The sequence below is a fragment of the Anaerohalosphaeraceae bacterium genome (genome assembly GCA_037479115.1).
Lineage (GTDB): Bacteria > Planctomycetota > Phycisphaerae > Sedimentisphaerales > Anaerohalosphaeraceae > JAHDQI01.
This window is the reverse complement of record JBBFLK010000002.1, coordinates 127,693-153,989: the sequence shown is the minus strand read 5'-3', so window position 1 is coordinate 153,989 and position 26,297 is coordinate 127,693. Positions and strand designations below refer to the sequence as shown.

Annotated in this window: 20 protein-coding genes and 2 tRNA genes; 16 read left to right on the top strand and 6 right to left on the bottom strand. The window is 54.7% G+C overall.

What is annotated here, in order from left to right:
• Positions 1-41 precede the first annotated feature (41 nt).
• The 11 genes from gatC to WHS88_01555 all read left to right on the top strand — a co-directional run bounded on the left by gatC (position 42) and on the right by WHS88_01555 (position 15,786).
• Complete coding sequence (gene gatC, locus WHS88_01605; GenBank protein ID MEJ5258863.1) at positions 42-350, top strand: Asp-tRNA(Asn)/Glu-tRNA(Gln) amidotransferase subunit GatC; 309 nt, start codon at positions 42-44, stop codon at positions 348-350.
• Positions 351-371: 21 nt separating this feature from the next.
• The gene (locus WHS88_01600; protein ID MEJ5258862.1) at positions 372-1,115 is read left to right on the top strand and encodes a prolyl oligopeptidase family serine peptidase; all 744 of its coding nucleotides are present in this window, start codon (positions 372-374) and stop codon (positions 1,113-1,115) included.
• Between the two features lie 2 nt (positions 1,116-1,117).
• Positions 1,118-2,584 carry an Asp-tRNA(Asn)/Glu-tRNA(Gln) amidotransferase subunit GatA gene (gene gatA, locus WHS88_01595; protein MEJ5258861.1) on the top strand — a complete coding sequence of 489 codons (1,467 nt, stop codon included), beginning with the start codon at positions 1,118-1,120 and terminating at the stop codon, positions 2,582-2,584.
• Positions 2,585-2,601: 17 nt separating this feature from the next.
• Positions 2,602-2,982, top strand: coding sequence for a GxxExxY protein (locus WHS88_01590; protein ID MEJ5258860.1), 381 nt, complete (start codon positions 2,602-2,604; stop codon positions 2,980-2,982).
• Positions 2,983-2,998: 16 nt separating this feature from the next.
• Positions 2,999-4,477 (top strand): Asp-tRNA(Asn)/Glu-tRNA(Gln) amidotransferase subunit GatB, encoded by a 1,479-nt coding sequence (gene gatB / locus WHS88_01585; protein MEJ5258859.1) that lies wholly within the window; start codon positions 2,999-3,001, stop codon positions 4,475-4,477.
• A 235-nt stretch (positions 4,478-4,712) separates the two neighbouring features.
• Entirely contained in the window at positions 4,713-7,844 is a 3,132-nt protein-coding gene (locus tag WHS88_01580; protein ID MEJ5258858.1) for a DUF6298 domain-containing protein, read from the top strand.
• 47 nt (positions 7,845-7,891) lie between these two features.
• Positions 7,892-11,269 (top strand): glycosyl hydrolase family 65 protein, encoded by a 3,378-nt coding sequence (locus tag WHS88_01575; protein ID MEJ5258857.1) that lies wholly within the window; start codon positions 7,892-7,894, stop codon positions 11,267-11,269.
• Positions 11,270-11,282: 13 nt separating this feature from the next.
• The gene (gene tadA, locus WHS88_01570) at positions 11,283-11,762 is read left to right on the top strand and encodes a tRNA adenosine(34) deaminase TadA (protein ID MEJ5258856.1); all 480 of its coding nucleotides are present in this window, start codon (positions 11,283-11,285) and stop codon (positions 11,760-11,762) included.
• Positions 11,763-11,819: 57 nt separating this feature from the next.
• Positions 11,820-11,907, top strand: a tRNA-Ser gene (locus WHS88_01565).
• 184 nt (positions 11,908-12,091) lie between these two features.
• Positions 12,092-13,006 carry an alpha/beta hydrolase gene (locus WHS88_01560; GenBank protein ID MEJ5258855.1) on the top strand — a complete coding sequence of 305 codons (915 nt, stop codon included), beginning with the start codon at positions 12,092-12,094 and terminating at the stop codon, positions 13,004-13,006.
• A gap of 104 nt (positions 13,007-13,110) precedes the next feature.
• Complete coding sequence (locus WHS88_01555; GenBank protein MEJ5258854.1) at positions 13,111-15,786, top strand: family 78 glycoside hydrolase catalytic domain; 2,676 nt, start codon at positions 13,111-13,113, stop codon at positions 15,784-15,786.
• A gap of 9 nt (positions 15,787-15,795) precedes the next feature.
• On the opposite strand, the gene WHS88_01550 is transcribed toward WHS88_01555, so the two are convergent.
• Entirely contained in the window at positions 15,796-16,437 is a 642-nt protein-coding gene (locus WHS88_01550; protein ID MEJ5258853.1) for a thermonuclease family protein, read from the bottom strand.
• A gap of 88 nt (positions 16,438-16,525) precedes the next feature.
• A tRNA-Asp gene (locus WHS88_01545) sits at positions 16,526-16,599 on the bottom strand.
• 175 nt (positions 16,600-16,774) lie between these two features.
• On the opposite strand from WHS88_01545, the gene WHS88_01540 reads away from it, so the two are divergent.
• A complete protein-coding gene (locus tag WHS88_01540; GenBank protein ID MEJ5258852.1) occupies positions 16,775-17,335 on the top strand; it encodes a DJ-1 family glyoxalase III in 561 nt (186 codons plus the stop codon).
• A 7-nt stretch (positions 17,336-17,342) separates the two neighbouring features.
• Here the strand turns inward: WHS88_01540 and WHS88_01535 are convergent, their stop codons facing one another.
• Positions 17,343-20,204 (bottom strand): TIM-barrel domain-containing protein, encoded by a 2,862-nt coding sequence (locus tag WHS88_01535; protein ID MEJ5258851.1) that lies wholly within the window; start codon positions 20,202-20,204, stop codon positions 17,343-17,345.
• A gap of 140 nt (positions 20,205-20,344) precedes the next feature.
• Here WHS88_01535 and WHS88_01530 point away from each other — a divergent pair, with 140 nt between their 5' ends.
• On the top strand, positions 20,345-20,806 hold the full coding sequence (locus tag WHS88_01530; GenBank protein ID MEJ5258850.1) for a YbhB/YbcL family Raf kinase inhibitor-like protein: 462 nt from the start codon (positions 20,345-20,347) through the stop codon (positions 20,804-20,806).
• Positions 20,807-20,821: 15 nt separating this feature from the next.
• On the opposite strand, the gene WHS88_01525 is transcribed toward WHS88_01530, so the two are convergent.
• Positions 20,822-21,700 carry an FHA domain-containing protein gene (locus tag WHS88_01525; GenBank protein MEJ5258849.1) on the bottom strand — a complete coding sequence of 293 codons (879 nt, stop codon included), beginning with the start codon at positions 21,698-21,700 and terminating at the stop codon, positions 20,822-20,824.
• Between the two features lie 173 nt (positions 21,701-21,873).
• On the opposite strand from WHS88_01525, the gene rsmD reads away from it, so the two are divergent.
• Both rsmD and WHS88_01515 read left to right on the top strand, forming a co-directional pair.
• The gene (gene rsmD, locus WHS88_01520) at positions 21,874-22,482 is read left to right on the top strand and encodes a 16S rRNA (guanine(966)-N(2))-methyltransferase RsmD (GenBank protein MEJ5258848.1); all 609 of its coding nucleotides are present in this window, start codon (positions 21,874-21,876) and stop codon (positions 22,480-22,482) included.
• Between the two features lie 45 nt (positions 22,483-22,527).
• A complete protein-coding gene (locus WHS88_01515) occupies positions 22,528-22,875 on the top strand; it encodes a response regulator (protein MEJ5258847.1) in 348 nt (115 codons plus the stop codon).
• A gap of 170 nt (positions 22,876-23,045) precedes the next feature.
• On the opposite strand, the gene WHS88_01510 is transcribed toward WHS88_01515, so the two are convergent.
• Positions 23,046-23,903: a pseudouridine synthase gene (locus WHS88_01510; GenBank protein MEJ5258846.1), complete on the bottom strand. Its 858-nt coding sequence runs from the start codon at positions 23,901-23,903 to the stop codon at positions 23,046-23,048.
• Positions 23,904-24,089: 186 nt separating this feature from the next.
• Here WHS88_01510 and WHS88_01505 point away from each other — a divergent pair, with 186 nt between their 5' ends.
• Positions 24,090-25,520, top strand: a complete 1,431-nt coding sequence (locus tag WHS88_01505; protein MEJ5258845.1) for a hypothetical protein — start codon at positions 24,090-24,092, stop codon at positions 25,518-25,520.
• Between the two features lie 23 nt (positions 25,521-25,543).
• Here WHS88_01505 and WHS88_01500 read toward each other — a convergent pair whose 3' ends face one another.
• Positions 25,544-26,278, bottom strand: a complete 735-nt coding sequence (locus WHS88_01500; GenBank protein ID MEJ5258844.1) for an NAD(P)H-hydrate epimerase — start codon at positions 26,276-26,278, stop codon at positions 25,544-25,546.
• Positions 26,279-26,297 lie beyond the last annotated feature (19 nt).

Below are 26,297 nucleotides of genomic sequence, written 5' to 3'. Positions count from 1 at the left end.
GTTTCTGCTATAAATTCCCTCTTCTATTGGAGATAGGGATTATGGCAGCCAAAATTGACCCAGTGCAGGTTCGTCGGGTGGCCCAGCTGGCTCGGCTGGAATTGAGCGAAGAAGAGATCGCCCAATTCAGCGTGCAGCTGTCGGCCATCGTCGAATACATCGAAAAACTCAATGAACTGGATACGGAGCATGTGGAACCGCTGGCACACTGCCTGCCCATCTGCAATGTGTTCCGTGAAGACACGGTGCAGCCGTCGCTGAGCAATGAGCAGGCCCTGGCCAATGCCCCGGATGCCGGCGATGGATATTTCAAAGTCCCCAAAATCCTTGAAGACAATTCCGGTGCATAAGCGGAATGAGGAGAAAAACAGATGCAATTTAGACTCTTTTTTGTTTTGACGGCATTGGCCGTTGGTTTGCTGACAGCAGCGGAGGAACAGGCGATGAACTCACAGAAAAAGCAGGAACGTCAAAAAGCCCGGCATCTGGAACGGAAGGTAACCCTTACGCTGGATTATCTGCTGTATCTGCCGCCGGACTATGAACAGAAGGATTCCTGGCCGCTGCTGGTTTTTCTCCACGGAGCCGGCGAGCGGGGGAGCGATTTGAACCGCGTCAAGGCCCATGGGCCCGCCAAACTCGTTGAACAGGGCAGGGACTTTCCGTTTGTGATTGTCAGCCCCCAGTGTCCGGAAGGGCAGTGGTGGCCGGTTTTAGGGCGGGAAGTTTTGGCTCTGATTGATGAGATGCTGGAGCGTTATAAAATCGACCCGGACCGGGTGTATCTGACCGGGTTGAGCATGGGCGGCTACGGTACCTGGGCGATTGCCTCCGCCTGGCCGGAACGGTTTGCGGCGATTGCACCTATCTGCGGCGGAGGGCGGCCTTTTACGGCGGCCAACCTCAAGAAAGTGCCTGTCTGGGCTTTTCACGGAGCCAAAGACCCTGTCGTGCCGCTCAGCGAATCCCAGCAGATGGTTGACGCAGTCAATCGGGCCGGCGGGAAGGCAAAATTGACCATTTATCCGGATGCCGAACATGATTCCTGGACCCAAACGTACGACAATCCGGAATTGTATCAGTGGCTTTTATCGCATCGAAGGGAACGGGATTAAGGATGGAGTGGACTGTACGTTCCATACGGGACCGGATTGCTTCCGGGAAACTGCAAAGCCGGGAGGCGGTGGAGCGGTTCTTTGCACGGATTGAGAAAATTGAACCGCAGGTCGGGGCCTTTCTGACGCTATTGAAGGAGACAGCCCTTGAACAGGCCCGAAAGGTGGATGAGAAGGCGGCTTCCGGACAGCCGCTGGGGCCTTTGGCGGGGGTTCCTGTAGCCGTCAAAGACAATCTTTGCACCACGTTCGGCCCGACCACCTGCGCTTCCAAAATGCTCGAGCATTTTACCAGCCCGTACAATGGTCACGTGATTGAAAAACTGCTGGCGGCGGATGCGGTGATTGTCGGCAAGACCAACATGGACGAGTTTGCGATGGGCTCGAGCACGGAGAATTCCGGGCTGAAAAAGACCTGCAATCCGTGGGATGTGTCGCGTGTGCCGGGAGGCAGCAGCGGCGGTTCGGCGGCGGCGGTGGCGGCTCGGATGTGTGCGGCGGCTCTCGGGTCAGATACCGGCGGCTCAATCCGGCAGCCGGCGGGCTTCTGCGGCGTGGTCGGACTGAAGCCGACATACGGCCGAGTTTCCCGCTACGGCCTGGTGGCCTACGGTTCCAGTCTGGACCAAATCGGCCCGATTACACAGACGGTAGAGGATGCGGCCGTGCTGATGAATGTGATTGCCGGACACGACCCGCGCGACAGCACCTGTGTTTCGGAACAGACCGCGCCGGTCCCGGATTATACAGCCGGGCTGGAAACGCCGTTGGAGGGACTTCGAATTGCGGTTGTCGAGTCTTTTCTGGAGGGCATTCAGACGGAGGTGCAGCAGGCGATTGAAGAGGCCCTGCGGCTTTATCAGAAACTGGGGGCCCGGCTGGTGCCGATTCAGATGCCCCATTTTGAGTATGCCATCAGCGCCTATTATGTGATTGCGACGGCGGAGGCCTCCAGCAATCTGGCCCGCTATGACGGCGTGCATTACGGCTATCGAAGCCCGCGGGCCGGCGATTACATCGAGGTCTATTCCAAATCCCGCGACGAGGCCCTCGGGCCGGAGGTCAAGCGGAGGATTATGCTGGGCACCTTTGCCCTCTCCAGCGGCTACTATGATGCGTATTATCTGAAGGCCCTGAAGGTGCGGAATCTGATTCGGAATGATTTTACACGGGCGTTTGAGCAGGCGGACTGCCTGATGATGCCGGTCAGTCCCACGACCGCTTTCCGATTCGGAGAGAAGACAGCCGACCCGCTTCAGATGTATCTGGCGGATATTTACACGATTGCCGTCAATCTGGCGGGGGTGCCGGCCGTCAGTATTCCCTGCGGCCTGGACGGACAGGGGCTTCCAATCGGACTTCAGATTGTGACAGCCCCGTTTACAGAGTCGATGCTGCTGCGAATCGCCCGGATGTTTGAGTCGCAGACCGACTGGCATATGCGAATGCCGGCATTGGCCGCGGATTAACACGGATTAAAAATAAAATGAATCCTCAGAGGGAATTATTATATAAGGATATAACGGACAAAATCCTAAAAAGTGCCTTTGAGGTTTATAACGATTTGGGATATGGATTTCTCGAAAAAGTTTATGAAAACGCTTTTTTATTGGCCTTGCATGAAAACGGGGTTCTTGCAGAGCAGCAGAAAGCCGTTCCTGTTTATTTTAAGGAGAAAATAATCGGAGAATATTTTGCTGATATTCTTGTTGAAAATAAAATTGTCATAGAAATCAAAACAGCGGAAGGTTTTTCAAAAGCCCATTTTGCCCAGGTTTTAAATTATTTAAAGGCGACGAAGTTAAGACTGGGTTTTTTGATGAACTTCGGCCCGAATGGATTGGAGTATAAGAGAATTATAAGATAGAATTCGGTGGATATCCGTGGCTGAAAAAGAATATACCATAGTCGTTGGATTGGAAATTCATGTTCATTTGGCAACCCGCACCAAGATGTTCTGCGGCTGTGAACTGGCTTACGGGCAGCCGCCGAATACGCGGGTCTGTCCGGTCTGCATCGGAATGCCCGGGGTGCTGCCGGTGATGAACAGGACGGCTTTTGAGTATGCCGTGCTGACGGCGATGGCCCTGCATTGTCAGATTGCTTCCTTTACCAAGTGGGACCGCAAGAGTTATTACTATCCGGATTTGCCCAAGAATTATCAAATCAGCCAGTACGACCTGCCGATTGGGAAGGATGGATATATCGAGATTCCGGGGGAAGGCGGCGGAATGAAAAAAGTCCGCATCCGACGGGTGCATCTGGAGGAGGATGCCGGCAAGAATATTCACGATTTGGGCGGCTATACGGCGGTGGACCTGAATCGGGCCGGAGCTCCGCTTTTGGAGATTGTTACGGAGCCGGATATGAACAGCCCGGCGGAAGTGCGGGCGATGGCCGAGGAGCTCCGGCGGATTGTCCGTTTTCTGGGCGTTTCGGAAGGGGATATGCAGAAAGGGCATATGCGGTTTGAGCCGAATGTGAATCTGCATATCCGGCGGAACGGGCAGATTTTCAAAACGCCGATTACAGAGGTCAAGAATCTCAACAGTTTCCGGGCGCTGGAAAAGAGCATTGCCTATGAAGCGCAGCGGCAGTATGAGGAGTTTCTGGAAACCGGACAGACGCTTCAGATGGGCAACAAGAAGACCTTCGGCTGGGATGATGTGCAGGAGGTAACGGTTCTGCAGCGGGAAAAAGAGGAGGCCCACGACTATCGGTATTTTCCGGAGCCGGATTTGGTGCCGGTGCGGCTGTCGCCGGTAGAGCTGAAGGAATTGGAGGGCCGTTTGGGCGAACTGCCGCTTCAGATGCAGAAGCGCTTTGAAAATCAATACGGGCTGAGCGCCTATGATGCGGGGGTGCTCACGGCCGAACGCGCAACGGCGGAGTTTTTTGACCGGACCGTGCGGCTCGGAGCCGAACCCAAGCGGGTCTGCAATCTGCTGACGCAGGTAGGACTCAAGATTGCCAATGAATTATCTGTCCGGGTTGACCAGCTTCGCATGACACCGGAATCGCTGGCCAAACTGGCCAAAATGACGGAGGAAGGACTGGTCAGTGCCACTGCTGCCAATCAGATTTTTGAGCAGATTGCCCGGGAAGGCGGCGATCCGGAAGCGATTGCCAAAGAGAGGAATCTGATTCAAAGCAGCGACAGCGGACAGATTGAAGCGTTGGTGGATGCTGTGATTGCCGAGCAGCCGCAGGCTGTGCAGGATGTGGTGCAGGAAAGCAAAAAGGCCAAAAAGGCCCTCGGGTTTCTGATGGGCCAGGTCATCCAGAAATCCGGCGGACAGGCCAATCCCAAAATCGTTTCCCAAATCCTCCAGGCCAAATTGGACGCACTGAAAAAAACCTGACACCTAATTGTTACAATCGAGCATGAGTTTTTTGGGACCGATGTTTTGCGCGAAATGCTCTTTTTTGGGGCGCAAGATTGCCTTGTTCATTTCTAAGATATGCCGGAGTATAATGCGTTTTAGATGTTTTTTCCCGCAGGCAGTCTTTCTTCAAATTTTTTGTGGTGCAGACGGAAAGCGGACAAGGCAGGTTGGCTTTTGACAAATTCATAAAAATCAGCAAGGGTTGATTTCGATGAAGAATTTCTTTCCCGCCGCGGCCGGTTTGCTGCTTCCGATGGTTTTTTTGTCATGGGCAGCCATCGGAGCAGAGAATCAAGCACCTGACTTTTTCCTGAAAATTGATTCGAATGAAACCCTTCAGTACGGTGCCGATTCGCAGGGCAACCGGCTTCCGGATTTTTCTCACTGCGGTTATGAGGGGGGTGATAAACCGATTCCTAATATCCCTGTACGGGTGGTTGTTGAGCCCGTCGAGGGGGATAATACGGCTCGGATTCAGGCGGCCATAGAGTATGTTTCTTCGCTGCCTTTGAATAATGACGGCTTTCGGGGGGCCGTACTCCTGCGTCGGGGACGATATATCCTGCAGGGCGGTTTGGTTCTTCGCTCTTCCGGGGTGGTCTTGCGCGGCGAGGGAATGGACGAGAACGGCACGGTTCTGATTGCCGCCGGCACGGACCGCAGAACCCTTATTCGGATTGCCGGAAAGAATGACCGGTCCGTGGGGCAGGCGGTTCGGGTTCAGGATGAAATTGTTCCGGTTGGCTCGTATTCTCTTCGTCTGGAGAATACGGAGGGGCTTTCCGTCGGGGATACAGTGATGATTACCCGACCGAGCACGCGGGAGTGGATTGAGCATATCGGAATGAATCGATTCGGCGGCGGGCTCAAAGGTCAGTTTGACTGGAAGGCCGGTTCGCGGGATATCCGTTGGGACCGGGTGATTCGTGCCGTCGAGGGGGAGCGGATTGTTCTGGATGCCCCGCTGACGGCGGCCCTCGAGCAGCGGTGGGGCGGAGGCACCGTTCAAAAATACCAGTGGCCCGGACGGATTCATCATATCGGGGTGGAAAATCTCCGCTGTGTGTCGGAATACAATCGGGCCAATCCCAAGGATGAGAATCATTCCTGGATGGTCGTTACGATTGAGAATGCGGAAAACGTCTGGGTTCGCCGCTTGACGGCTGTTCATTTTGCCGGTTCGCTGGCGGCCGTCTGGGAAACAGCCAAATGGGTTACGGTGGAGGATTGCCTGTCTCTGGAGCCCGTATCCGAGGAAGGCGGCTGGCGAAGAAACACCTTTTTTACGATGGGCCAGATGACCCTTTTTCTTCGGTGCTGGTCTGAACGGGGGCGGCACGATTTTTCCGTCGGCTACTGCGCACCGGGGCCGAATGCATTTGTACAATGCTGGGCGAAGGAGCCGCTGGAGGACAGCGGGCCGCTGGAAAGCTGGGCCTGCGGCGTCCTCTACGACAATGTCCGAATTGATGGGAACGCCCTGCGGGTGGGCCATCGCGGCAGCCGGGGCGAGGGCATCGGATGGACCGGCGCCAATTGTGTTCTCTGGCAGTGTGATGCGGCGATTCTCGAATGCGCCAAGCCCCCGACCGCCTGGAACTGGGCCTTCGGATGCTGGGGGGAATTCGAAGGCGACGGCTGGTGGGAGCAGTCCAACAATTTTGTTAAGCCCGACAGTCTCTATAAGGCCCAGCTGGCCCAGCGGCTTGGCAAAGAAGCGGCAAATCGGATTCGTCTTTGGAAAATTGACACGTCCGGTACGACAAATCCCTCTTATGAATTAGCGGCGGAGCTGGCGGCCGCCTCCTCGAAACCGATGCCGACCCTGGCGGAGTTTATCTGGAAAATAACGAAGGAGGAGCCGATTGTCTCCGATACGTCCGCTGCACAGCCGCTGGAGAAGGTTTGGGATGAAACAAAGAGCCGAACCGTTTCCGCCAATCCGCCGGAGAAGAAAATTTCTCTTGTCGATGGACGTCTGGTTTGTCAGGGGCGTCTGCTGGCCGGTACGAGCACAGGGGTTGCCTGGTGGAGGGGGACGACGCGTCCGAATGAGGCCCCGTCTTTCGGCATCGGGATTACCCGGTTTGTCCCGGGCCGTATCGGACGGGGATTTACGGATGATTTGGAGGAATTAACGTCTGAAATGGCGGCATCCGGCAAGGTCGTACTGGATTACAATTACGGCCTTTGGTACGACCGGCGGCGGGATGACCATCAGCGTGTCCGACGGATGAACGGAGATGTCCGTCCGCCGTTTTATGAGCAGCCCTTTGACCGCAGCGGAATCGGCACCGCCTGGGACGGTCTGAGCCGATACGATTTGACCCGCTATAACGCCTGGTATTGGGCCCGTCTGAAGGAGTTTGCGGATTTGTGCGAACGCAAAGGGCTGGTTCTGCTGCATCAGAACTATTTTCAGCATAATGTGCTGGAGGCCGGGGCTCATTGGGCGGATTATCCGTGGCGGCCCGCCAATAACGTCAATGATACCGGTTTTCCGGAACCGCCGCCCTATGCGGGCGACAAACGAATCTTTCTGGACCATTTCTTTTATGATGTCGGCCATCCCGGCCGTCGTGCTCTGCATCAGGCCTATATCCGCCAATGTCTGGATGCGTTTGCGGACAATACAAATGTGATTCAGATGACATCGGCGGAATACACAGGGCCGGCGGAGTTCGTCCGTTTTTGGCTGGATACAATCCGGCTATGGAAAGAGGAAAAGCGGAAAAATCCGCTGATTGCCCTCAGCTGCACAAAAGATGTTCAGGACGTTATCCTGTCCGAGCCGAAATATCGAGAACTCGTTTCCGTGATTGATATTCGGTATTGGTGGTATCAGCAAAACGGGACGCTGTACGCCCCGCAGGGGGGGAAACATTTGGCGCCGCGTCAGCATGCCCGCCTGCTCAATCCCAAACCGACTTCCTTTGAACAGGTGGTTCGGGCGGTGCGGGAATACCGAGAACAGTATCCGGACAAGGCGGTCATTTACTCGGCGGACAGCCGTTTTGGATGGGCCGTGCTGCTGGGGGGCGGCTCTTTGTCTCCGCTGCCGCCGAAGACCGAACCTTCGCTTTTGGAGGCGGTTGTCAAAATGAAGCCGTTCGATTGGCCCGGTGGGCCGGCCCGCTGCTTTGCTCTGGCTGATGTGCCGAACCAATATCTGGTTTATGTTGCGGAAGGAAAGAAACTGCCTTTGCCCGTACAAAAGGATGGTGAAACGTTTGAAATCCGCCGAATCGATTTGGAAACCGGTCAGATCGCTTCGGTCCACACGACCGAGCAGAAGGAATGGACGACGGAAACACCTGCTTTATACTGGATACTCAGGAGATAAAGGTTTCGAAGAACAAGTAATCTGGAGAAAGAGAGCGGTTTTGCCTTATGTTCAAATCATCCGGCCTGTCAATTGAAAATTCGGGGGATTCCTTCCGGCTCCTGACCGGTTTCGTGTTGCTTCTGTCCGGACTGCTCTGGTCGGCAGGGGATGAACAAGAGCCCGTTCGCTTTGTCGGAGCGGTAAAAACCTCCAACAGCGACTACAAAACCGGCTACCACGACGGCCAATTGCCGCCGGCCGTCGGGGTTCATAACTATCAGATTCTGCGGGCCAACCGAAGCCATCCGGAATGGTCGGACGGTCTGGGCTGGACGTACAACCATGCTCCGATGCTGGCCTATGCGAACGGACAGTTTTATTGTCAGTATTTGAACAATCCTTTTGGGGAACATATTCCGCCCGGGGCGACAATGCTTGTCCGTTCCAAAGACGGCCGGCACTGGAGCCGCCCGCAGGTTTTGTTTCCCGTCTATCCTCTGGCGGATGAAAAAGCCCAAATCACCTATCCGTATATGCACCAGAGGATGGGGTTTTACATCGCTCCCAACGGGCGGTTCCTGACGATGGGCTTTTACGGCTCGCCCTACGGCGACGGCATCGGCAGGGTCGTGCGGGAAATCCGTCCGGATGACTCGCTGGGGCCGATTTACTTCATTCGGGTCAATGACAACTGGAAAGGGCCGCTGCTGTATCCGCTTTATACGGAATCGGACGATGTCGGCTTTGTCTTTGCGTGCAATGCCTTTCTGGAGGACAAGGTTCGGCGGCTCCAATGGTGGGAGGAAGACCAGTTTGCCCAGGACCGCGATGACTTTTATCGCGTGTCGTGGCCGCCGCCCCAGGGACGCAGCAAGCCCGGCAAGGCCTTTTGTTTTTATACCCGTCCGGACGGAGTGATTGTGGGCTTTTTCAAAGACCGCTGGGTTACCATCACCCGCGACCAGGGCGAGACATGGTCCTATCCGGTTCGCTGCGAAACGCTCACCTACGGCGGGGCCAAAATCTGGGGCCAGCGCACCGATGACGGACGCTATGCCCTCGTTTATAATCCGACGGGCAGTGAGGCACGCCATCCTTTGTGTGTCGCAACAGGCGAGGATGGGATTCACTTTGACAATCTCCTTGTGGTGCACGGGGAAGTGCCGCCCAAGCGGTATTGGGGTCGGGAAAAACGGCCCGGCCCGCAGTACGTTCGCGGGATTGTCGAAGGAAACGGCAACCCGCCCGGCGACGACCTTTGGGTTGTGTATTCAGTCAGCAAAGAAGACATCTGGATTGCCCGCATTCCCGTTCCTGTCAAAGGGCAGGTGCAGGGGCCGGTTATTGATGATTTCAGCCGAATGGACACCGGCGGATATGTCCCGAACTGGAACATTTATTCGCCCCAGTGGTGCCCGGTGGAAATCGCAGAGTTTCCCAGCCGGACGGAAAAAAGCCTGATGCTCAAGGATACAGACCCTTATGATTATGCCAAGGCGGTCCGGGTCTTTCAGAAAAGTCCCCGGCTATCCATCTCCTTTCGTTTGTATGTCCAGTCTCCGCGAGAGGTGCTGGATATCGAAATCCTTTCCGAAAAAGGGGACCGTCTGATTCCGCTGCGAATCGATACGCAGCTGAACAGTCTTCTGCTGAACCCTCAATCGGGGGAATACCGTTCCCTTGCCGGACTGGTCCGGGAGCAGTGGCATACGTTTCGGTTTCAAATCGACTCGGAAAACCGCTGTTTTGATTTCTTTTTGGATGAAAAACCTGTCCTGCAAAAAGCCCCGTTCGGGGTGCCGGAGGGAACCCCTCATCGAATCGAGTTTCGCACGGGGCGGTATCGGCTGACCGATGATGTCCAGAAGTACAAAAGCGGCAGCGAATTCATTCCCGGCTGGGATGAACCCGGGGCGGATGAGCCGGTTGCGCCGGCCGTTTTTTATCTCCGGGATTTCCGGGCGGAAGGGCTCACCGAGTCCGTCCTGAATCCGGACTCTTTTCGCCATTATGTGGATGCCTTCAATCAGATGGATGAGGAACCGATTGTCAACGCGGTTCCCAATGCGCAGGCATGGCAATGGATGAAGGAAAACACCCCTTTTTTCGAATGTCCCGACAAGGAACTGGAGGAGATTTACTATTTCCGCTGGTGGACCTTTCGCAAGCATATCAAAGAGACGCCGAGCGGCCTTGTCCTCACAGAGTTTCTCGATAAGGTCAGCCACAGCGGCCCGTACAACACCATCAGCTGCGCCGTCGGTCATCATATTTATGAAGGCACCTGGCTGCGGGACCAGCGGCTTATCGATGACTATGCCCGGTTTTGGTACACCGGACACAACGGCTCCCTTCAGCCCCATTTTCACAAATACAGCAACTGGGCGACGTGGGCGCTGTACCGGCGGTATTGGGTGCATCCGGACAGGGATTTCCTGATTGGCCTGCTGGATGCATTTGTTGAGGACCTGAATCGCTGGCGGGCGGAAAAGGGGCTGGAAAACGGTCTTTTTTGGCAGTTTGATGTACGGGATGGGATGGAGGAATCCATCAGCGGTTCGCGAAAAGAGAAAAACATACGGCCGCCGCTGAACTGCTATTTGTATGCGAATATGCTGGCGGTCTCGAAAATTGCCCAAATGGCCGGCCGAGATTCGTTGGCCCGTGAGTATGCCGAGCAGGCCGTCCGTCTCAAAGAACGGATTCAGAAGCATCTGTGGGACCCGCAGGCGAAATTTTTTAAGGTGCTTCATCCGGATATGACGCCGGCGGATGTCCGTGAGGCCATCGGCTTTATTCCCTGGTATTTTAACCTGCCGGATGCAGGGTATGAAGAGGCCTGGCGGCAGCTGACGGACCCGGAGGGCTTTTGGGCTCCGATGGGGCTTACCACGGCGGAGCGTCGGCATCCGGCCTTTCGCAGTCACGGCGTCGGCACCTGCGAATGGGACGGGGCCGTCTGGCCCTTTGCAACCAGCCAGACCTTAACGGCGCTGGCCAACCTGCTCCGCCATTATTCGCAGCCGTATATGGGCCGCAAGGACTTTTTTGAAGCCATGCTTACGTATGCTCGCAGCCACCGTCGGGACGGCAAACCCTATATCGGAGAATACCTCGACGAAAAGACCGGCGCGTGGCTGACGCCGGATTCCAATCGAAGCCGCTTTTACAACCATTCGACCTTCTGCGACCTGGTGATTACCGGTCTGGCGGGGCTGGTCCCTTCGGAAGGAGAAGAGGTCCGGATTGACCCGCTGATTCCGCCGCAGACCTGGGAGTGGTTCTGCCTGGACAGGATTCCTTTCCGCGGACGGTCCCTGACGATTCTGTGGGACCAAACGGGCCTGCGGTATGGACTGGGAAAGGGCTTGTCAGTCTATGCGGACGGCTGTAAAATCGCCGCCTCGGAAAATCTGGAGCCCCTGACAATTCGGCTGAACTGATGAAAGGCGCAAAATGGAAGGTTCCTTGTCCAAAGATGAACAATATATGCGGATGGCCATCGACCAGGCCTATATCGCCGAAGAAAACGGCGATGTGCCGATCGGCTGTGTGATTGTGTATGAAGACCGTGTGATTGCGCGGGCCTATAACCAGCGGGAGCAGCTCAACGACCCGACGGCTCATGCGGAAATCATTGCATTGACTCAGGCGGCCGAATACATCGGCAACTGGCGGCTGAACGGCTGTACCATTTATGTAACGCTCGAGCCGTGTCCGATGTGTGCCGGCGCTTTGGTGCTGGCCCGTCTGGACCGGCTGGTTTACGGAACGGATGACCCCAAGACCGGTGCCGTCCGCAGTCTGTACAATATTGTTCAGGACCCGCGTCTGAATCACCGCCTCGAAGTGACCTCCGGAATTTTGGCCGATGACTGCCGGGCCCAGCTGCAGGCCTTCTTTCATCGCCGGCGAAGCGAAAACATCGAACGATAAACCGCAATTTTTCCGGTTGCATCCCGCCGTTTTTGCCTGTATGATACCTGTCTGTCTGGAGAGGTGTCGGAGTGGCTGATCGAGCAGCCTTGGAAAGGCTGTGTAGGGCTTGTCTCTACCGCGGGTTCGAATCCCGCCCTCTCCGGTTTGCCGGGTGGTTGTCATAGGGGAAAAGGGTCTGTGTTCTCGACAGCGGAATCGACTTGTTTTTTCCCGGGCGGGATGAGAACCCGCAGGACACAGGTGCGTCCTCAAGCGGGTTCGACACCGAAGGAGCCGCGAAGCGAATCCTGCCCTCTCCGGTTCGATTTATAGAAAGGGGTCTGATTATGTCTTTCCGTCATCTTGTTCTTCTCACACCGTGGATGGTTTTTCCCCTCGGGATGGCCGGCTCTCCCTCTGACCTTCCCGAGAAGAAGGCCGGGCCGGTTTATCGGAATTTGGCTTACGTGACCGACGGGCACGAACGTCACAAGCTGGATTTGTATCTGCCGGCGGAGGGGGACAATTTTCCGCTGATTGTCTATATTCACGGCGGGGCCTTTCTGGCGGGCAGCAAGGAACAGGGGGTTCCGCTGGAGTATGTCCGGGACGGCTATGCCGTTGCGTCGATCAATTATCGACTCAGTCAGCACGCCAAGTTTCCGGCTCAGATTGAAGACTGCAAGGCGGCGGTTCGCTGGCTTCGACGCCATGCAGAGCAATACCGGATTGACCCCAATCATGTCGCCGCCTGGGGGCCTTCGGCCGGTGGGTATCTGGCGGCGATGCTGGGTGTAACCGGCGATACGAAAGAGTTCGACAAGGGAGAGCATCTTGAGTTTTCCAGTGCGGTGCAGGCCGTTGTCGATTATTTCGGGCCGACGGATTTTCTGCAGATGGATGACCACCGCCTGCCGGGCGGAATGGTTCACAATTCGCCTGATTCGCCGGCCTCGCTGCTCATCGGAGGACCGATTCAGGAAAATAAGGACAAGGTTCAAAAAGCCAACCCCATCACCTATGTGTCCCCCAAGGCCCCCCCGTTCCTGATTGTCCATGGGGACCAGGACCCGGTTGTGCCTTATCATCAGAGCATTCTGCTGGATGAGGCCCTTCGAAAGGCCGGGGTGCCGGTGATTTTCTATACCGTCAAAGGGGGCGGACATGGGATGTTTCGCGACCCCAACGTCCCGAAACTGACCCGGGAATTCCTCGAAAAGCACCTGAAGGGAAAATCCCCCGAATCGGATAAATCGAAATGACAGCCAAATTCAAAAAATGGAAGTTTTTTTGCATCTGGCTTGCCGGTCTCTTTTTCGGGGGATGTCAATTATTTCCGGGACTTTCTGACCGGACCGTGGTTGCGGTGGATTCTCTGCGATGCGAGTATCTGACGGACCCGTTGGGAATTGACACCCCCAGACCTCGTTTAAGCTGGGTCATTCATTCGTCACGGCAAGGGGTTTCCCAGTCTGCTTATCAGATTTTGGTAGCTTCGTCTGAACAAAAACTGGCGGAGGGTCGAGCAGATATCTGGGACAGCGGAAAGGTTCTCTCGAGTCAGTCTGTGAATGTAGAGTATGCAGGCCCGGCGCTCAAGTCCGCCTCTTCCTATTTTTGGAAGGTGCGGGTCTGGGATCGGCAGGGCCGGCGTTCCGGCTGGAGTCGGCCGGCCTGCTGGACGACGGGTCTTCTGAATGAGGGAGACTGGAAGGCTGAATGGATTCATGCTTCACAGACCGATTCCTCGCTTTATCCGCTGCCGATTTTCCGAAAAACTTTTTCTGTGAAACCCGGTGTTCAAAAGGCCTTTGTCTTTGTCAGCGGGCTGGGGCATTATGAGCTGTACCTGAACGGCGGCAAGGTCGGCGACCATTTTCTGGCTCCGGCCTGGTCGGTCTATGAGAAGACGGTTTATTACGATACCTTTGACATTACGGACGCCCTTCGGGAAGGCCCGAATGCCTTCGGTGTGATGCTGGGCAAGGGGTTTTACAATACAAAAGGAGACCGCCGCATTCATTTTGTCAGGGCCGACCGCCCCCTGAAGCTGATTCTGCAGGCCCGAATTGTTTACAAAGACGGTACGGAACAGCTCATTTGTACGGATGATTCCTGGAAGTGGACAGGCGGGCCTTATCTTCACAATGCGATTCTCGGCGGCAGCAGTTATGACGCCCGGCGGCTTCCAGCCGGCTGGGCGGAGCCGGGGTTTGATGATTCCCAGTGGTTTGCGGCTGAACGGACGGCCGGTCCAGGCGGGCGGTTATCCGCTTCTATGTTTCCTCCGATGAAGACTGTACGGGTCTTCAAACCGGTCAGGATAGAGGAGCCGGAGCCGGGCTTTTTTGTGTATGATTTCGGACAAAATGCCTCTTTTGTGCCGCGGCTTACGGTTGCGGGGCCTGCGGGCTCGACGGTCCGAATGACGCCCGCCGAGCAGCGGCACGGTCAGACAGGCAATACCAATGACGGCCGAGGCCGCGTGAATCAGGCGGGACTCGGCAGGCCGAACTATTGGGAATATATCCTGCGGGGGGATGGGGAGGAAATCTGGGCGGATGCCTTTTGTTATACCGGCTTTCAGTATTTGGAAATCTCCGGTGCCGTTCCGGAGGGATTTCCGAATCCGTCAGGTCTGCCTGTCGTTAAGGACGTGTCGGCCGTGCAGGTGCGGAATGCTTCCGAGCGGGTCGGCACATTCACCTGCTCCAAGCCTCTTTTCAACGAGATTGACCGGCTGATTGACTGGGCTGTGCAGAGCAATATGGCTCATGTCCTGACGGATTGCCCCCAGCGGGAGAAACTCGGCTGGCTTGAACAGGCCTATTTGATGGGGCCTTCAATTTTCTGGAATTATGATGCGGCGGCATACTTTGGAAAAATCGCCCGGGATATGCGGGATTCACAAGATGCAAGCGGTCAGATTTACACAGTAGCCCCGAATTATCCGGTTTTTGAAGGGGCATACCAATACAGCCCCGAATGGGGAGCCGCAGGCGTTTTTGTCCCCTGGCTGCTTTATCAATGGTACGGAGACCGGCGCATTCTTGAAGAGAACTTCGAAATGATGAAGCGGTTTGTTGATTGGATGGAGGCGACTTCCGACAACCTGATTCCCATTCCGGGTTTGGGCGATTGGTATGATTACGGGCACGGCCAATCGCTGGGGCCTTCCCGCTTTACACCGAAAACACTGACAGCGGCGGCAACCTTTGCCGGCTGTGCAAGGGCACTTGCCGATGCCGCCGAGGTGCTCGGAAAACCACAAGACAGCCGCCGGTACAGCGACCTGTTCGAAAAAATAAAAAATCGTTTCAACAGCGAATTTTTCGACGGCAGGGCGGTCTATCAGAACTTCGGCAGTCCCCAGACGGCCAATGCGATGGCCCTGGTGTTCTCGATGCCCCCGCAGGAAGCCCGTTTGTCGGTTCTTGAAACGCTTATCGAGGACCTTCGGCAGCGAAACTGGCAGCAGACCGCCGGTGATATCGGTTTTCATTATCTGGTCCGTGCGCTGATGGACGCCGGACGTGCCGATGTTCTCTATCGGATTGCGAGCCGTACGGACAAAGGCAGCTACGGCTGGATTCTGCAGCAGGGCTGGACTTCTCTGCCGGAGGCCTGGGACGCGACGACAACCTCTTCGATGAACCATCTGATGCTCGGCCATATTCAGCAGTGGTTTGGACAGGGCCTTGTGGGGATTCGGCCGCATCCGGAGGAGCCTGGTTTTCGAACGTTTCTTATTTGGCCCCAGCCGGTTGAAGACCTGCAGTGGTGCAAAGGGACGTACCGTTCTCTGTACGGCCCGATTGAGGTCTCCTGGTCTCGCAGGGGAAAAGAGTTGGTTCTTGACCTGACGGTTCCCTGCAATACAGCAGCGGAGGCGGCACTGCCGGCGGACAGTCCGGAGCACATTCGCCTGAATGGAAAACCGCTCCGTGCGTTTCGGGATGCTGTTTTTCTCCGAATGCAGGACGGCAGAGCGGTCATCCTTGTTCCATCCGGGCGGTACCAATTTCAGTCTATACTGCCCTGAGACAATTTTTTACCGAAGCAGCAGGGGCCGCTTATCCCGCAGCCATTGCGGAAGCTGCTCCCGCCTCACCTCTTTCCAGAGCCCTCGTTTTTGTTCGCGGGCCTCTTCCATCCATGTTTCGTATTGGGCGAACCGGGAATGTTCGAACCGCAGGTCTGCATACCCCCAGCCGTTTCGGATGATTTCCTCATTGACGATTCGTCCATCTTCCAGACGGACATAGGCCAAAAGACGGCCGTATAAATCCCGCTGGTCGCCGACATTATCCAGCAGGAGGGTGACCGGACCGGAGCCGATGAGCTGCCGGACAAAATCGGCCGCCTCCGGTCCAAAGTACATCACCCCGACCGTCGGGTGTTTGGTTTCCGGAGTATCCACACCGAGCAGCCGGACGCGGACAATTTCCCCGTTCTCTGTGCGAATATCCAGAGTATCTCCATCGATGACCTCGGTTACGGGAAAGGTTTGAAGGTGAAATCGCTTTTGGTCGGGGCTGTAAAAGAAATGCTTCTGAACCGTTGACCGCAGCGGTCCTCCGAACTGATGGTCAAGAACCCCCAGCCCGGCCGGTACGAGAAAGAGCCAGAAAAGCAGCAGGCCGTTCTTTCTTCGGCGGCTCATGGCGTATGGAATCTTTTTTCGCCTGCTCATAAAAACTCCTTCTTTTTTTATTGTATCGGAGCGGCGGAGGAAAAAAAGAAAAACCCTGCAAAATCAGATTTTGCAGGGTTTTAGGAAGCGAGGCCGAAGGGGCTCGAACCCTCAACCTTCGGATCGACAGTCCGATGCTCTAACCAATTGAGCTACGGCCCCACATCGAGACTTCATAATAAAAACTCCTCGCTCCTTTTTGTCAATTTTTTTTCGGCAAAATTTCGCGAGAAAATCATATATGACTTAGTATATCCATTATTGTTGTTTTGTTGGGTCTTGCTTAAACGTTTTCCTGTGCTATCATTCCTGATGAACGCAAAACAGGAGTAAAACTATGCCCAAAACAGCGCTGGTACCTATTGCAGACGGAACAGAGGAACTGGAAGCCGTTACCATTATTGATGTGCTTCGCCGGGGAGGCGTGCAGGTGACCGTCGCGTCCGTACAGTCGCTCCAAATCAAGGCCTCCCGAGATGTGAACTTGACGGCGGATTGCCTGATAGGGGACTGCTGGGGCAAAACCTATGATTTAATCGCGCTGCCGGGAGGTATGCCCGGGGCTGAACATCTGCGCGATTGTGCAGTTTTGACGGAACTGCTCAAAAAGCAGAAAAAGGAAGGCCGCTGGATCGCCGCGATTTGTGCATCCCCCGCCGTGGTGCTGGCGCATCACGGACTTTTGGATGATTGTCGGGCAACCTGCTATCCTTCGATGCAGGACAAACTGCCTTCCGCCCAGTCCGCTCCGGTGGTTGTGGATAAAACCTGCATTACCAGCCAGGGGCCGGGAACGGCGATTCCCTTCGCGTTGGAGCTGGTTTCACGGCTGCACGGACGGAACGCAGCGGAAAAAGTGGCCGCCGCCATGCTGGTCAAGTGGGCACCGGTTTTGTAGTCCGTCCTCACGGCTTTTTCCAGATGTACTGTCGCGGGGCTCCGCTGTAGTAAAGGAAGGCATCCGGCTGTGTGGTGATTTCAATGCCGGTTCCGTGGTTTTCCCGTACGAAAACAATCTGAAAGGTTCGGTTTGCGAGCATTCCGTCGAAGCTGCCTTTTCGTTCTCCAATTGTCAGGGTCTTTTCCCGGTCATTCCATCGAAACTCGATGGTGCTGTATGCCCCTTTTTCATAATTATATCCGTCGTTTTCATCCTCATAGAGGACAAAAGAGCCGTCGGCCCCCGGGTAGATTCGAAGCTCAATCGGGTCCGCCGGCTTCTCCGCGGCATACTGGATAAACGGCCCCATTGGGATAATGGAACCGGCGCGGACGTACAGCGGGATTTTGTCAATCGGAGCATCAGCTTCGAGCGTTTGTCCGCCCGCAAAGGTTTTCCCCGTCCAGAAGTCCAGCCACTCCGTTCCTGCAGGCAGGTAAACCGCACGGCTCTGCTTCCGCGGTTCCGTTTGTTTTTCGCGGTGGTGAATATCCGGAGTTTTCCAGTACAGCTGGGCCCGAAAGGCCCCTAAGACGGAATTGGAGGTTTCAAATGCAAAGTCATAAGCCCTGCCCGCTTCCAGTTCAACCGGAACGGTATAAAACTCCACCGACCAGTAATTGCAGGGCACCTCTTTTCCATCCAGAAAAAGCCGCTTGGGGCCGAAACTTTTCATATGAAACCGATGCGGCCCTGTTTGCGAGGGAATCAGCTTGCCTTCCCAACGCATCGAAAACGTCTCGTCCTCAATAAAGTCCGGCCAGCCGGTGTACCAGAACAGGTTGATGTTCAGTTCGATTTGTTCCCGGCAGACCTGCTGGAAGTCGGCATCGCTGTAGTAGGTTGCTTTCAGTCCGCGTTTGCCGTCCGGTGTGCGGAAATGCTCAGGCCCAATCAAAATGCTGTCTTCCGGCGGACGATGCAGCATATACTCCGTAACCGGGCACACCAAAAGGGCCGGACCGAACAGAAACTCATCGTCTATCGAATAGGTTCGCCGGTCTTCGGCAAAATCCATCGGCAGTCCCCGCATCAGGGTATAGCCCTCGCGGGTGATGCGCCAGGCCAGCGAGTAAATATAGGGCAGGAGCCGATACCGAAGCCGGTCAAACTGAATCAGTGTATCAGTAAAGTCCCCAAACTCCCAGATTTCCCGCGGCGTCTCTGAGCCGTGCGCTCGAAAAATCGGACAAAACGCCCCAAACTGAAACATTCGTGTATAGAGTTCCTGGTAGGCCGGGTCTTTGCCCCCGTTGGAGAAGACGCCGCCGTAGCTTCCAATCACAAAACCGCCGATGTCGAAGGTCCAGTACGGCACTCCGGCCATGCAGTGATTTAAGCCGGCCGAAATCTGTTTGCGGTAGGTCTCCCAGCTGGCTCCGATGTCCCCCGACCAGGTTGTTGCAGCGTTTCGCTGTTGGCCCGCGAAGGTTGAACGGGTCAGAATATAGACGCGTTTGTGTTCATTTTCTTTTCGCAGATTTTGATAGAGGGCATCCGTCATCACCAGCGAATAGGTGTTCAGATAACGGGCAAAAGAACCGCGATGATTTCTGCCGATGTATTTCAGCCACGCCTCCGTTCCCTCTTTGGTCAGGGCGTTAATCACATCCGGCTCGGTCGAATCAATCCACCAGCCGTCAATTCCTTTGGAAACGAGCCCCTCCTTCAGATATTTCCAATAGACAGCGTTGGCCTGCTGGTTGTAGGCGTCATAGTATTTAAAGCCGGCCCAGCCGAACGGCGGATACAGAAAGCCGTTTCGGTCCATTTCTTTAAAAACGGCTGTATCCGGCCCTAACCCCGGCCAGATGGAAATCATCAGGTGGTAATTCATCTGATGCAGCCGGTCCACCATTTCTTTGGGATTCGGATAGCGGGTTTCGTCGAAGACCATTCCGCTCCAGTTGTTATTTCCGCCCCAGTAGTTCCAGTCCTGAATGAGATTGTCAATCGGGATTTGACGCCGCCGATACTCTTCCGCAACGCCCAGCAGCTCCTGACGAGTCTTGTAGTGTTCTTTGCTTTGCCAGTAGCCGTAGGCCCATTTGCCGTACAGCGGGGCCTGTCCGGTCAGGTCTCGATATCCGGCGATGACCTCATCCATTGTGCGGCCTGCGATGAAATAATAATCTACCTGTCGGCCGACTTCGGACTGGAATGACATCCCGCCGGTCCCATCAGAGAAAACAGTTTTCGAATAGTTGTCCCAAAGAATGCCCCAGCCGCCGGTGGAAATCAGAAACGGAATAGCGGCTTCCGTGTTGGATTGAACCAGCGTTACGGTTCGGCCCCGATAGTTCATATACCCGTCCTGATGCTGGCCAAGACCATATAACCCTTCCTCCGGATGCAGGGTGAACCGCTGTTCCAGACTAAATACGTCTGTTTCATAGGGAATCTCAACCGGCTGAATGGCAGGGGGGCCTTGCTCCTTTAACAGAGTCTGTCCGGCGGCATCCTGATATTCGATTGTGCCGTCTTCTTTGGACAGGCGGACTGTGAGCTTATCCGAACAAAGGACAAATTGAAAAGCGTCTTCAGCCAGAGACAGCTTTACTCGCTGCGGGTTGGAAGCGATGACGACCAAACTGTTGGGGTCGGGTGTTGCAGGATTTACCCATTTTATCACCCGAACTTTGTTGTCTCCGTAAAAACTGATTCGTGTGAAGGATTGTCCGTTCGTCCATTCAATTCCATTGTGGAGAACTTTTACTGTTCCGGAGGCAGGGGGCAGAACGGTCTGCTGTTGTTGGCAGGAAACCCCCAAAACCACCGTTAAAAGACCCACAATGACGACATGTTTTCTGTTCGAATCGAGCGGCATCCTCGTCTCCTTTTCACTTCAGCTTCGATTGGTTTTTTCCTTTCTGCCTTTGGGTCTGGACAATATAATCGATTCTATACAGCAAGAGAAACAGGCCGAAGAAATTTGCAAAAAAACAGTCCGAACAAGGAGGACAGGCCATGTTCAAATTATCAAGCCCTGCTTTTGCCGACGGGCAGATGATTCCGCCGAAATACACAGCCGACGGGGAGGACGTTTCGCCTCCGCTGGCTTGGGAGGGACTGCCGCAGGAAACGCAAAGTCTTGCGTTGATTTGTGATGATCCCGATGCCCCGGTCGGCACATGGGTTCATTGGCTGATTTGGAATATCCCCGGGGATGCCGGTTCTCTGCCCGAGAATGTGCCTGTGCAAAAGCAGCTGGCGAATGGAGCCCGGCAGGGGGTGAATGACTTCGGCAAAATTGGTTACGGGGGGCCGGCTCCTCCGAGCGGGACACACCGGTATTTTTTTCGATTGTACGCGCTGAATACCGTCCTTGACCTGCCGGCGGGAGCTATGCGGGCTCAGTTGGAAAGAGCTATGAAAGGCCGGATACTCGGACAGGCCCAATTGATGGGAAAATATGCTCGGCGGCGGTAAGACGGGCAAACGCGTTTAGATCTCCCGCAGACGCTGAATCAGGATGCCCGTATAAAGAGCCAGAAGCACCAGATAGTCCAAATCCATCAGACTGTAATGGGAATGCTCGGTGGAGTTCTCGATGTAGAAAATCCCGAAGCAGTCTTTTTGGTACATCACCGGAGCAATCAGCACCGAACGGATCCCACGATTGATAATGGGGCGCGGCAGCTGATGAATCAGCATGTATTTGTGTTTTTCGAGGGCTTCTTCCAGACTGTTGGGGACGGCTAAATCGACGCGCTGGACGGCTTCCGTAGTGATTTTGCGGCCTCCTTCGGCCTCCATCGGTCCGCTCGGTTCGCGCCGCAGGGCAACCCAGACGTGCAGGCCCGAAAACTGTCGAAGCAGAACTTCCTGAAGGATTTTGTGCAGTTTGCCCAAAGACCGTTCGTGGCAGATTTGGTCAATCACCTCCGTAAGCTGCCGAACGCGTTTGGCCGGAAAACGAATCGGCGGGGCATCCGCCGCATCCAGGTTTCGCTCTACGGTATGCAGCTCTTTTCGGATTTGGGTGCCGACCAGCGTATCATCCTTTTCCGCAAAGGAAGTCGGGGAACTGCTTTCTTCATCCAGCTGTACAAGAATCTGAAAATCAGCAATCTGGATGGTGTCTCCGTTTTTGATTTCAGCCTTATGAATGGCGACGCGATTTAGAAAGGTTTTGTTTGCTGAGCCGAGGTCTTCCAGAATCCAGGTTCCGTCTTTGGTTGTATAAAAAACGGCATGCTGACGGGAAACGGCCGGGTCCGGCAGAAAAACCTGACTGCCTTTCTGGCGTCCGACATAGATGGGTCCGCGGTCAAATGTCAGTTCGTTAACGCTGCTTCCGCTCAAACTGACCAGTAGTTTCATAACCGCCTGCTCCTTGTTTTGATGACAAAAATCATTATACCCCAGTCGAAAGCTTTTTGTCAACGAACCGCTTGCCGGAGAAGCATTTTTAACCTTTTTATTGTCAAGGGCTCCAAAACAGATAAAATGGCGGGTTGGAATATGGGAAATGAAACCCCTTGACGAGGTTTGCGATGAGAATCATAGCAGGTTCACGGCGCGGAATGCGGCTTTTTTCCCCCATTGGAACCAACACCCGCCCCATCACCGACCGCGTGAAAGAATCGATCTTCAATATCATGATGAAGTGGGACCTCCCGGCGGATGCCGTGGTGGCCGACCTTTTCTGCGGGACCGGTTCGTTCGGTCTTGAAGCCCTCAGCCGAGGGGCAAAGTGGGTGACATTTATCGAAAAAGACCGCAAAACTGTGGAGATTCTGGATAGAAATATCGCCAAAGCCGGCTTTCTCAAATCTTCCCGCACGATTTGCTACAATGTTTTGAAAATTGGGGCTGCTGTCCAGGAGGAAATGTACGACTTGGTTTTTGTGGACCCGCCTTATGAAATGAGCAGAAACTGCGACATGGCCAGCGATGTGTATAATCTGATGAAGCAAATCAACCTCCAGGTCAAAGACGGGGCCATTGTCATCCTGCGCACGCATCTGCGTTCGGTTGTGCTCGAACTGTACGGACAGCTGGAGATGATTGATAAACGCGAATGGGGCAATATGAAGGTCCTCTTCTTTAAAAAACAGACACGTGAGAAACTTCTTGAAGATATCGACAAAATGATTCTGTGAGCACGAATCCGTTGTTTGGAGAATTCGTTCTGCGGGGCTGACACGATGCGAATCTTGCTGGTCGAAAGTCATGAAACCTTTGCCCGGGTCGTGGTGGGGGCGTTTTTGAAAGAACACGAAGTAGTCATCCGTTCTCTGGTTATCGATGCCCAGCATGAGTTTGACGTAGGCGGTTTTGATGTGGTGATGGTGGATTACGACCTGGCGGACCGAAAGGGCAGCGAATTGATTAAATATATTCGGAAATCCGGCTATGAAATCCCGATTATCGGCATTTCCGCCAAAGATGAAGCCAATGAGCTGCTGCTGGCCGCCGGCGCCAGCGATGTCTGCAACAAAATGAATTTCGACCGCATCGGTCAGGTCCTTGCCCGGCTCGGACTTCCTTTATAAAAAAATCCGGACCGGCGATGGGTCAAACCGGCCCGGACCAGGCGAAACGAGGTAACGAGGCAAAGACATTTCAGGAATCGCTTGTTGGTGTTCTCTACGATAACAGGCCAATCCCCCCGTTTCGGGCTATTTAAAAGATAGAAAATAATGGGTCGAAAAGCAAACCGCTCTTACGCTTCCGTCTGTTCGGTGGACTCGACAGTCTCGGATGGGGGTTCTGGATGTGGCTGGGCCTTTGCGGGTTTTGAAGAAGGTTTGGGTTGGGAACAGCTCCGCAAAAGTCCCTTGATATGTCCGATGGTCAGCTCTTTGTAGCCCCCGATAGGAACACCTTTAATACTCAGGTTGCCTATTTTGATGCGTTTTAAGGATTTGACCTTAAAACCGAGCCGGGCAAAAGACCGGCGGATTTGGCGGTTGAGGCCTTGCTTGATAGTGACTTCGAGGGTGGTTTCAAAGTTGGTTCGCCGAAGCACCTTTACGGCTGCCCCGGCCGTTTTCCCTTCCGCCAGCCAGACCCCTTTCTTTAGTTTCTCGATATGCTGGCTCTCCATTCTCCCGTTCACTTCCACTTCATACGTTTTTGGGACTTTGAAGCTCGGGTGAGTGAGCCGGTTAACCAATTCCGTATCGTTGGTCAGCAGCAAAGCCCCGGTCGTGTCAGCATCCAGCCGGCCGACGCAGACAATCCGCTTGTTGCAGGGGATTAAATCGACCGCCTGGCGTCGTCCGAGCGGGTCATAATTGGTGCAGATGACATTTTTGGGCTTGTTCAGGAGAAAGTAGCATTTTTCCGGCTGCCGGATTCGCTGCCCGTAAACCCGGATATCGTCTTTTTCGGGGTCTGCAAAGGCCGGCATCTGGTTGACCACCTGGCCGTTGACGGTGACGGCGCCTTCCAGAATCAGGGCTTCACATTTCCGGCGGGAATCAATCCCGGCCGCCGCCAGAATGCGCTGCAGACGCTGCTGCCCCGGTTTGGGCGAACCGCCTTCCTGGTTTGTCTGTTGTCTTCTTTTCTTTCCCATAGACTTCTCACTATACCACATTGGCGGCTGGGTTTCAACGGAAAGACCGGGCCGGCGAAAAACTCCGCTTGGGCCCCTTTTTTATTGACAGACGGTTCCGGAGACGTGATATTATCTTTTTTATATTTCTTCCCCCGAGCGGGGCGGTGAGGCGATGAAAGAACCTTTGGATAAGGAGTTTTAGGCATGGCTGTGCGAGCCGGACAAAGCAATGCGATGAAAATCGCCTTGGTAACATTTGTGATTTTGTTCCTGATTGCTGCCACCCTGGCGGTTATCTTTTATCTGCAGGCGGAGGAATATAAAGGGGCCGAATCCGCCGCCCGGACCGAACTGGCCAAATTCGCTACCCCGGCGGAACAGAATGCCGTCAGCCGAATCGTCGGCAAGCCCGAGTCCGGAAAAAGTTATCTGGGCACCCTGAACAGTCTGTTTAATCAGCTGGTTCGGACCATTCTCGGGGTGGAACCGGATGAAAACACTCCGGCTACTGTAAAACTGAATCTGATTGCAATGAAAATCACCGAACTGCAGGACCATCTGGGAGCCGATTTGAGCCCCGCTTACGGTCCGGACGGAATCGCTCTGCTTCAGACCATCGCCAATCTGAAAAAGACGCTGGACCTGACCCGTCAGGAGATGGAAACCCTCCGACAGCAGTATCAGAAGCTTCAGAACGATTTTACGATGGCTTCTCAGCAGGCCCTGATCCGGGAGGAAAAGCTCCGTCAGGAGGCCCTGATTTATCAGAAGAATGCCAACGACATTCAGTCCCGCTATGATGAACTGAAAAAGATGATTGAAATGACGGCGGACCAGCAGCTCCAGGCCCTTCGGAATCGTCTGGAGGAGGAGCAAGCCAAACTCCGGCAGAAACAGCTGGACCTGGTGGAACTGCAGGAGAAACTTAAAGAGACGGAAACCGCTTTGCGGACCGCGATGGAGAAGATTGAAGGCATCAAGCCCCGTCCGAATATTGCGGCGGCAGCCTTCAAACCCGATGCACGCATCCTTCAGATTGATTTCCAGAACGGCGTGATTTACCTGAATGTCGGGATGGAAGACCATGTTTATCGGGGTCTGACTTTTGCCGTTTATGACCGAAATGCCCCGCTGCCGGAAGACGGCAAGGGCAAAGCGGAAATTGAGGTCTTTCAGGTCAGCCCCAATGTCTCCGCCGCCCGTATCCTCCGTTCCTCCGTCAAAAATCCGATTGTTCTGGATGATATTGTCGCCAACCTGATTTGGGACCCCAAAACCAGCAACCGCTTTTATGTGGCCGGGGAATTTGATTTGAATGGGGATGGAACACCGGATGCAGACGGAGCGGATAGAATTCGCGAGATGATTCTCCGCTGGGGCGGTACGCTGGAGGACGAAATCACGGTCAATACCGATTTTATCATTATGGGAGAGCCCCCGCGCCGCCTTCCGCGCCCGTCTCAGGTTGAACTGGATATGAATCCGGCGGCTCAGCAGCGGTACGAAGAGTCCCAAACGCGTGCGGCCCAATATGATGCGCTGCTGAAAAAAGCCGAACTGCTCTCCATCCCTGTCTTTAATCTGAAGCAGTTTTATTATCTGCTCGGCTACGAAACCCTCGCTTCCAAGAATTAGCGGAGGAAGACAAGCAGGGCCGATCAACGGGGGTTCGACGGCTGTTTCCAGAAGGCCGGGGTGATGCCGATGGAGGCGGTATAAACCTCACCGGTTGCCCGTCTGCTTTCCGGACATTGGACAAAGCCGCGTTTGAGAGCTGCAAACGTCACGGTTGCCGCCGCTTCTATGCAGACCGGCAGGGGAATTCCTTCGTCACAATCCAGACCCGATGGGATATCGACAGCCAGAATGGGTTTGCCGGCGGCATTGATACAAGTGATTAGTTCAGCGGTCTCTTCGCCCAGCGTTCCCTCCAGGCCGGTTCCCAAAAGGGCATCAACAATCCAGTCTGCCTTTTCCGTAAAAGCCTTCACCTGCTTGTGAATTCCGGCATTTCGCTGGAGAGAGCGGATTTCCAGCCCCATTGCCTCGATAATCTCCAGATGCAGTTTCGCATCCGCCCCTATCCGTTCCGGCCGTCCGCAGAGAATTACGGAGGTTGTTACGCCGGAATTAGCCAGATGACGGGCGATTACGAAACCGTCTCCTCCATTATTGCCTGAACCGCAGAAAATGACGACATGATTGAACGGTTTTTTCTCCAGTTTTCCCAGCAGGCACTCTGCGGCGCCTCGACCGGCATTTTCCATCAGCACAGTCCCGGGAATATGCATCTGTTCAATGGCCCAGCGGTCGAATGCCCGCACTTCCTGACGGGTCATCACGCCCAATTCATCCGTGTTGGTTCCGTTCCAAAGGCATAACATACCCGTCATTATATCGGACCTTCAAAAA

Coding starts and splice junctions, on each gene's coding strand:
- gatA (MEJ5258861.1), top strand. CDS start 1,118: ATGGAGTGGACTGTACGTTCCATACGGGACCGGATTGCTTCCGGGAAA.
- WHS88_01590 (MEJ5258860.1), top strand. CDS start 2,602: ATGAATCCTCAGAGGGAATTATTATATAAGGATATAACGGACAAAATC.
- WHS88_01510 (MEJ5258846.1), bottom strand. CDS start 23,903: ATGGGAAAGAAAAGAAGACAACAGACAAACCAGGAAGGCGGTTCGCCC.
- WHS88_01535 (MEJ5258851.1), bottom strand. CDS start 20,204: ATGCCGCTCGATTCGAACAGAAAACATGTCGTCATTGTGGGTCTTTTA.
- WHS88_01600 (MEJ5258862.1), top strand. CDS start 372: ATGCAATTTAGACTCTTTTTTGTTTTGACGGCATTGGCCGTTGGTTTG.
- WHS88_01580 (MEJ5258858.1), top strand. CDS start 4,713: ATGAAGAATTTCTTTCCCGCCGCGGCCGGTTTGCTGCTTCCGATGGTT.
- WHS88_01515 (MEJ5258847.1), top strand. CDS start 22,528: ATGCGAATCTTGCTGGTCGAAAGTCATGAAACCTTTGCCCGGGTCGTG.
- WHS88_01500 (MEJ5258844.1), bottom strand. CDS start 26,278: ATGACGGGTATGTTATGCCTTTGGAACGGAACCAACACGGATGAATTG.
- rsmD (MEJ5258848.1), top strand. CDS start 21,874: ATGAGAATCATAGCAGGTTCACGGCGCGGAATGCGGCTTTTTTCCCCC.
- tadA (MEJ5258856.1), top strand. CDS start 11,283: ATGGAAGGTTCCTTGTCCAAAGATGAACAATATATGCGGATGGCCATC.
- WHS88_01560 (MEJ5258855.1), top strand. CDS start 12,092: ATGTCTTTCCGTCATCTTGTTCTTCTCACACCGTGGATGGTTTTTCCC.
- WHS88_01530 (MEJ5258850.1), top strand. CDS start 20,345: ATGTTCAAATTATCAAGCCCTGCTTTTGCCGACGGGCAGATGATTCCG.
- WHS88_01575 (MEJ5258857.1), top strand. CDS start 7,892: ATGTTCAAATCATCCGGCCTGTCAATTGAAAATTCGGGGGATTCCTTC.
- WHS88_01505 (MEJ5258845.1), top strand. CDS start 24,090: ATGGCTGTGCGAGCCGGACAAAGCAATGCGATGAAAATCGCCTTGGTA.
- WHS88_01525 (MEJ5258849.1), bottom strand. CDS start 21,700: ATGAAACTACTGGTCAGTTTGAGCGGAAGCAGCGTTAACGAACTGACA.
- gatC (MEJ5258863.1), top strand. CDS start 42: ATGGCAGCCAAAATTGACCCAGTGCAGGTTCGTCGGGTGGCCCAGCTG.
- WHS88_01550 (MEJ5258853.1), bottom strand. CDS start 16,437: ATGAGCAGGCGAAAAAAGATTCCATACGCCATGAGCCGCCGAAGAAAG.
- WHS88_01540 (MEJ5258852.1), top strand. CDS start 16,775: ATGCCCAAAACAGCGCTGGTACCTATTGCAGACGGAACAGAGGAACTG.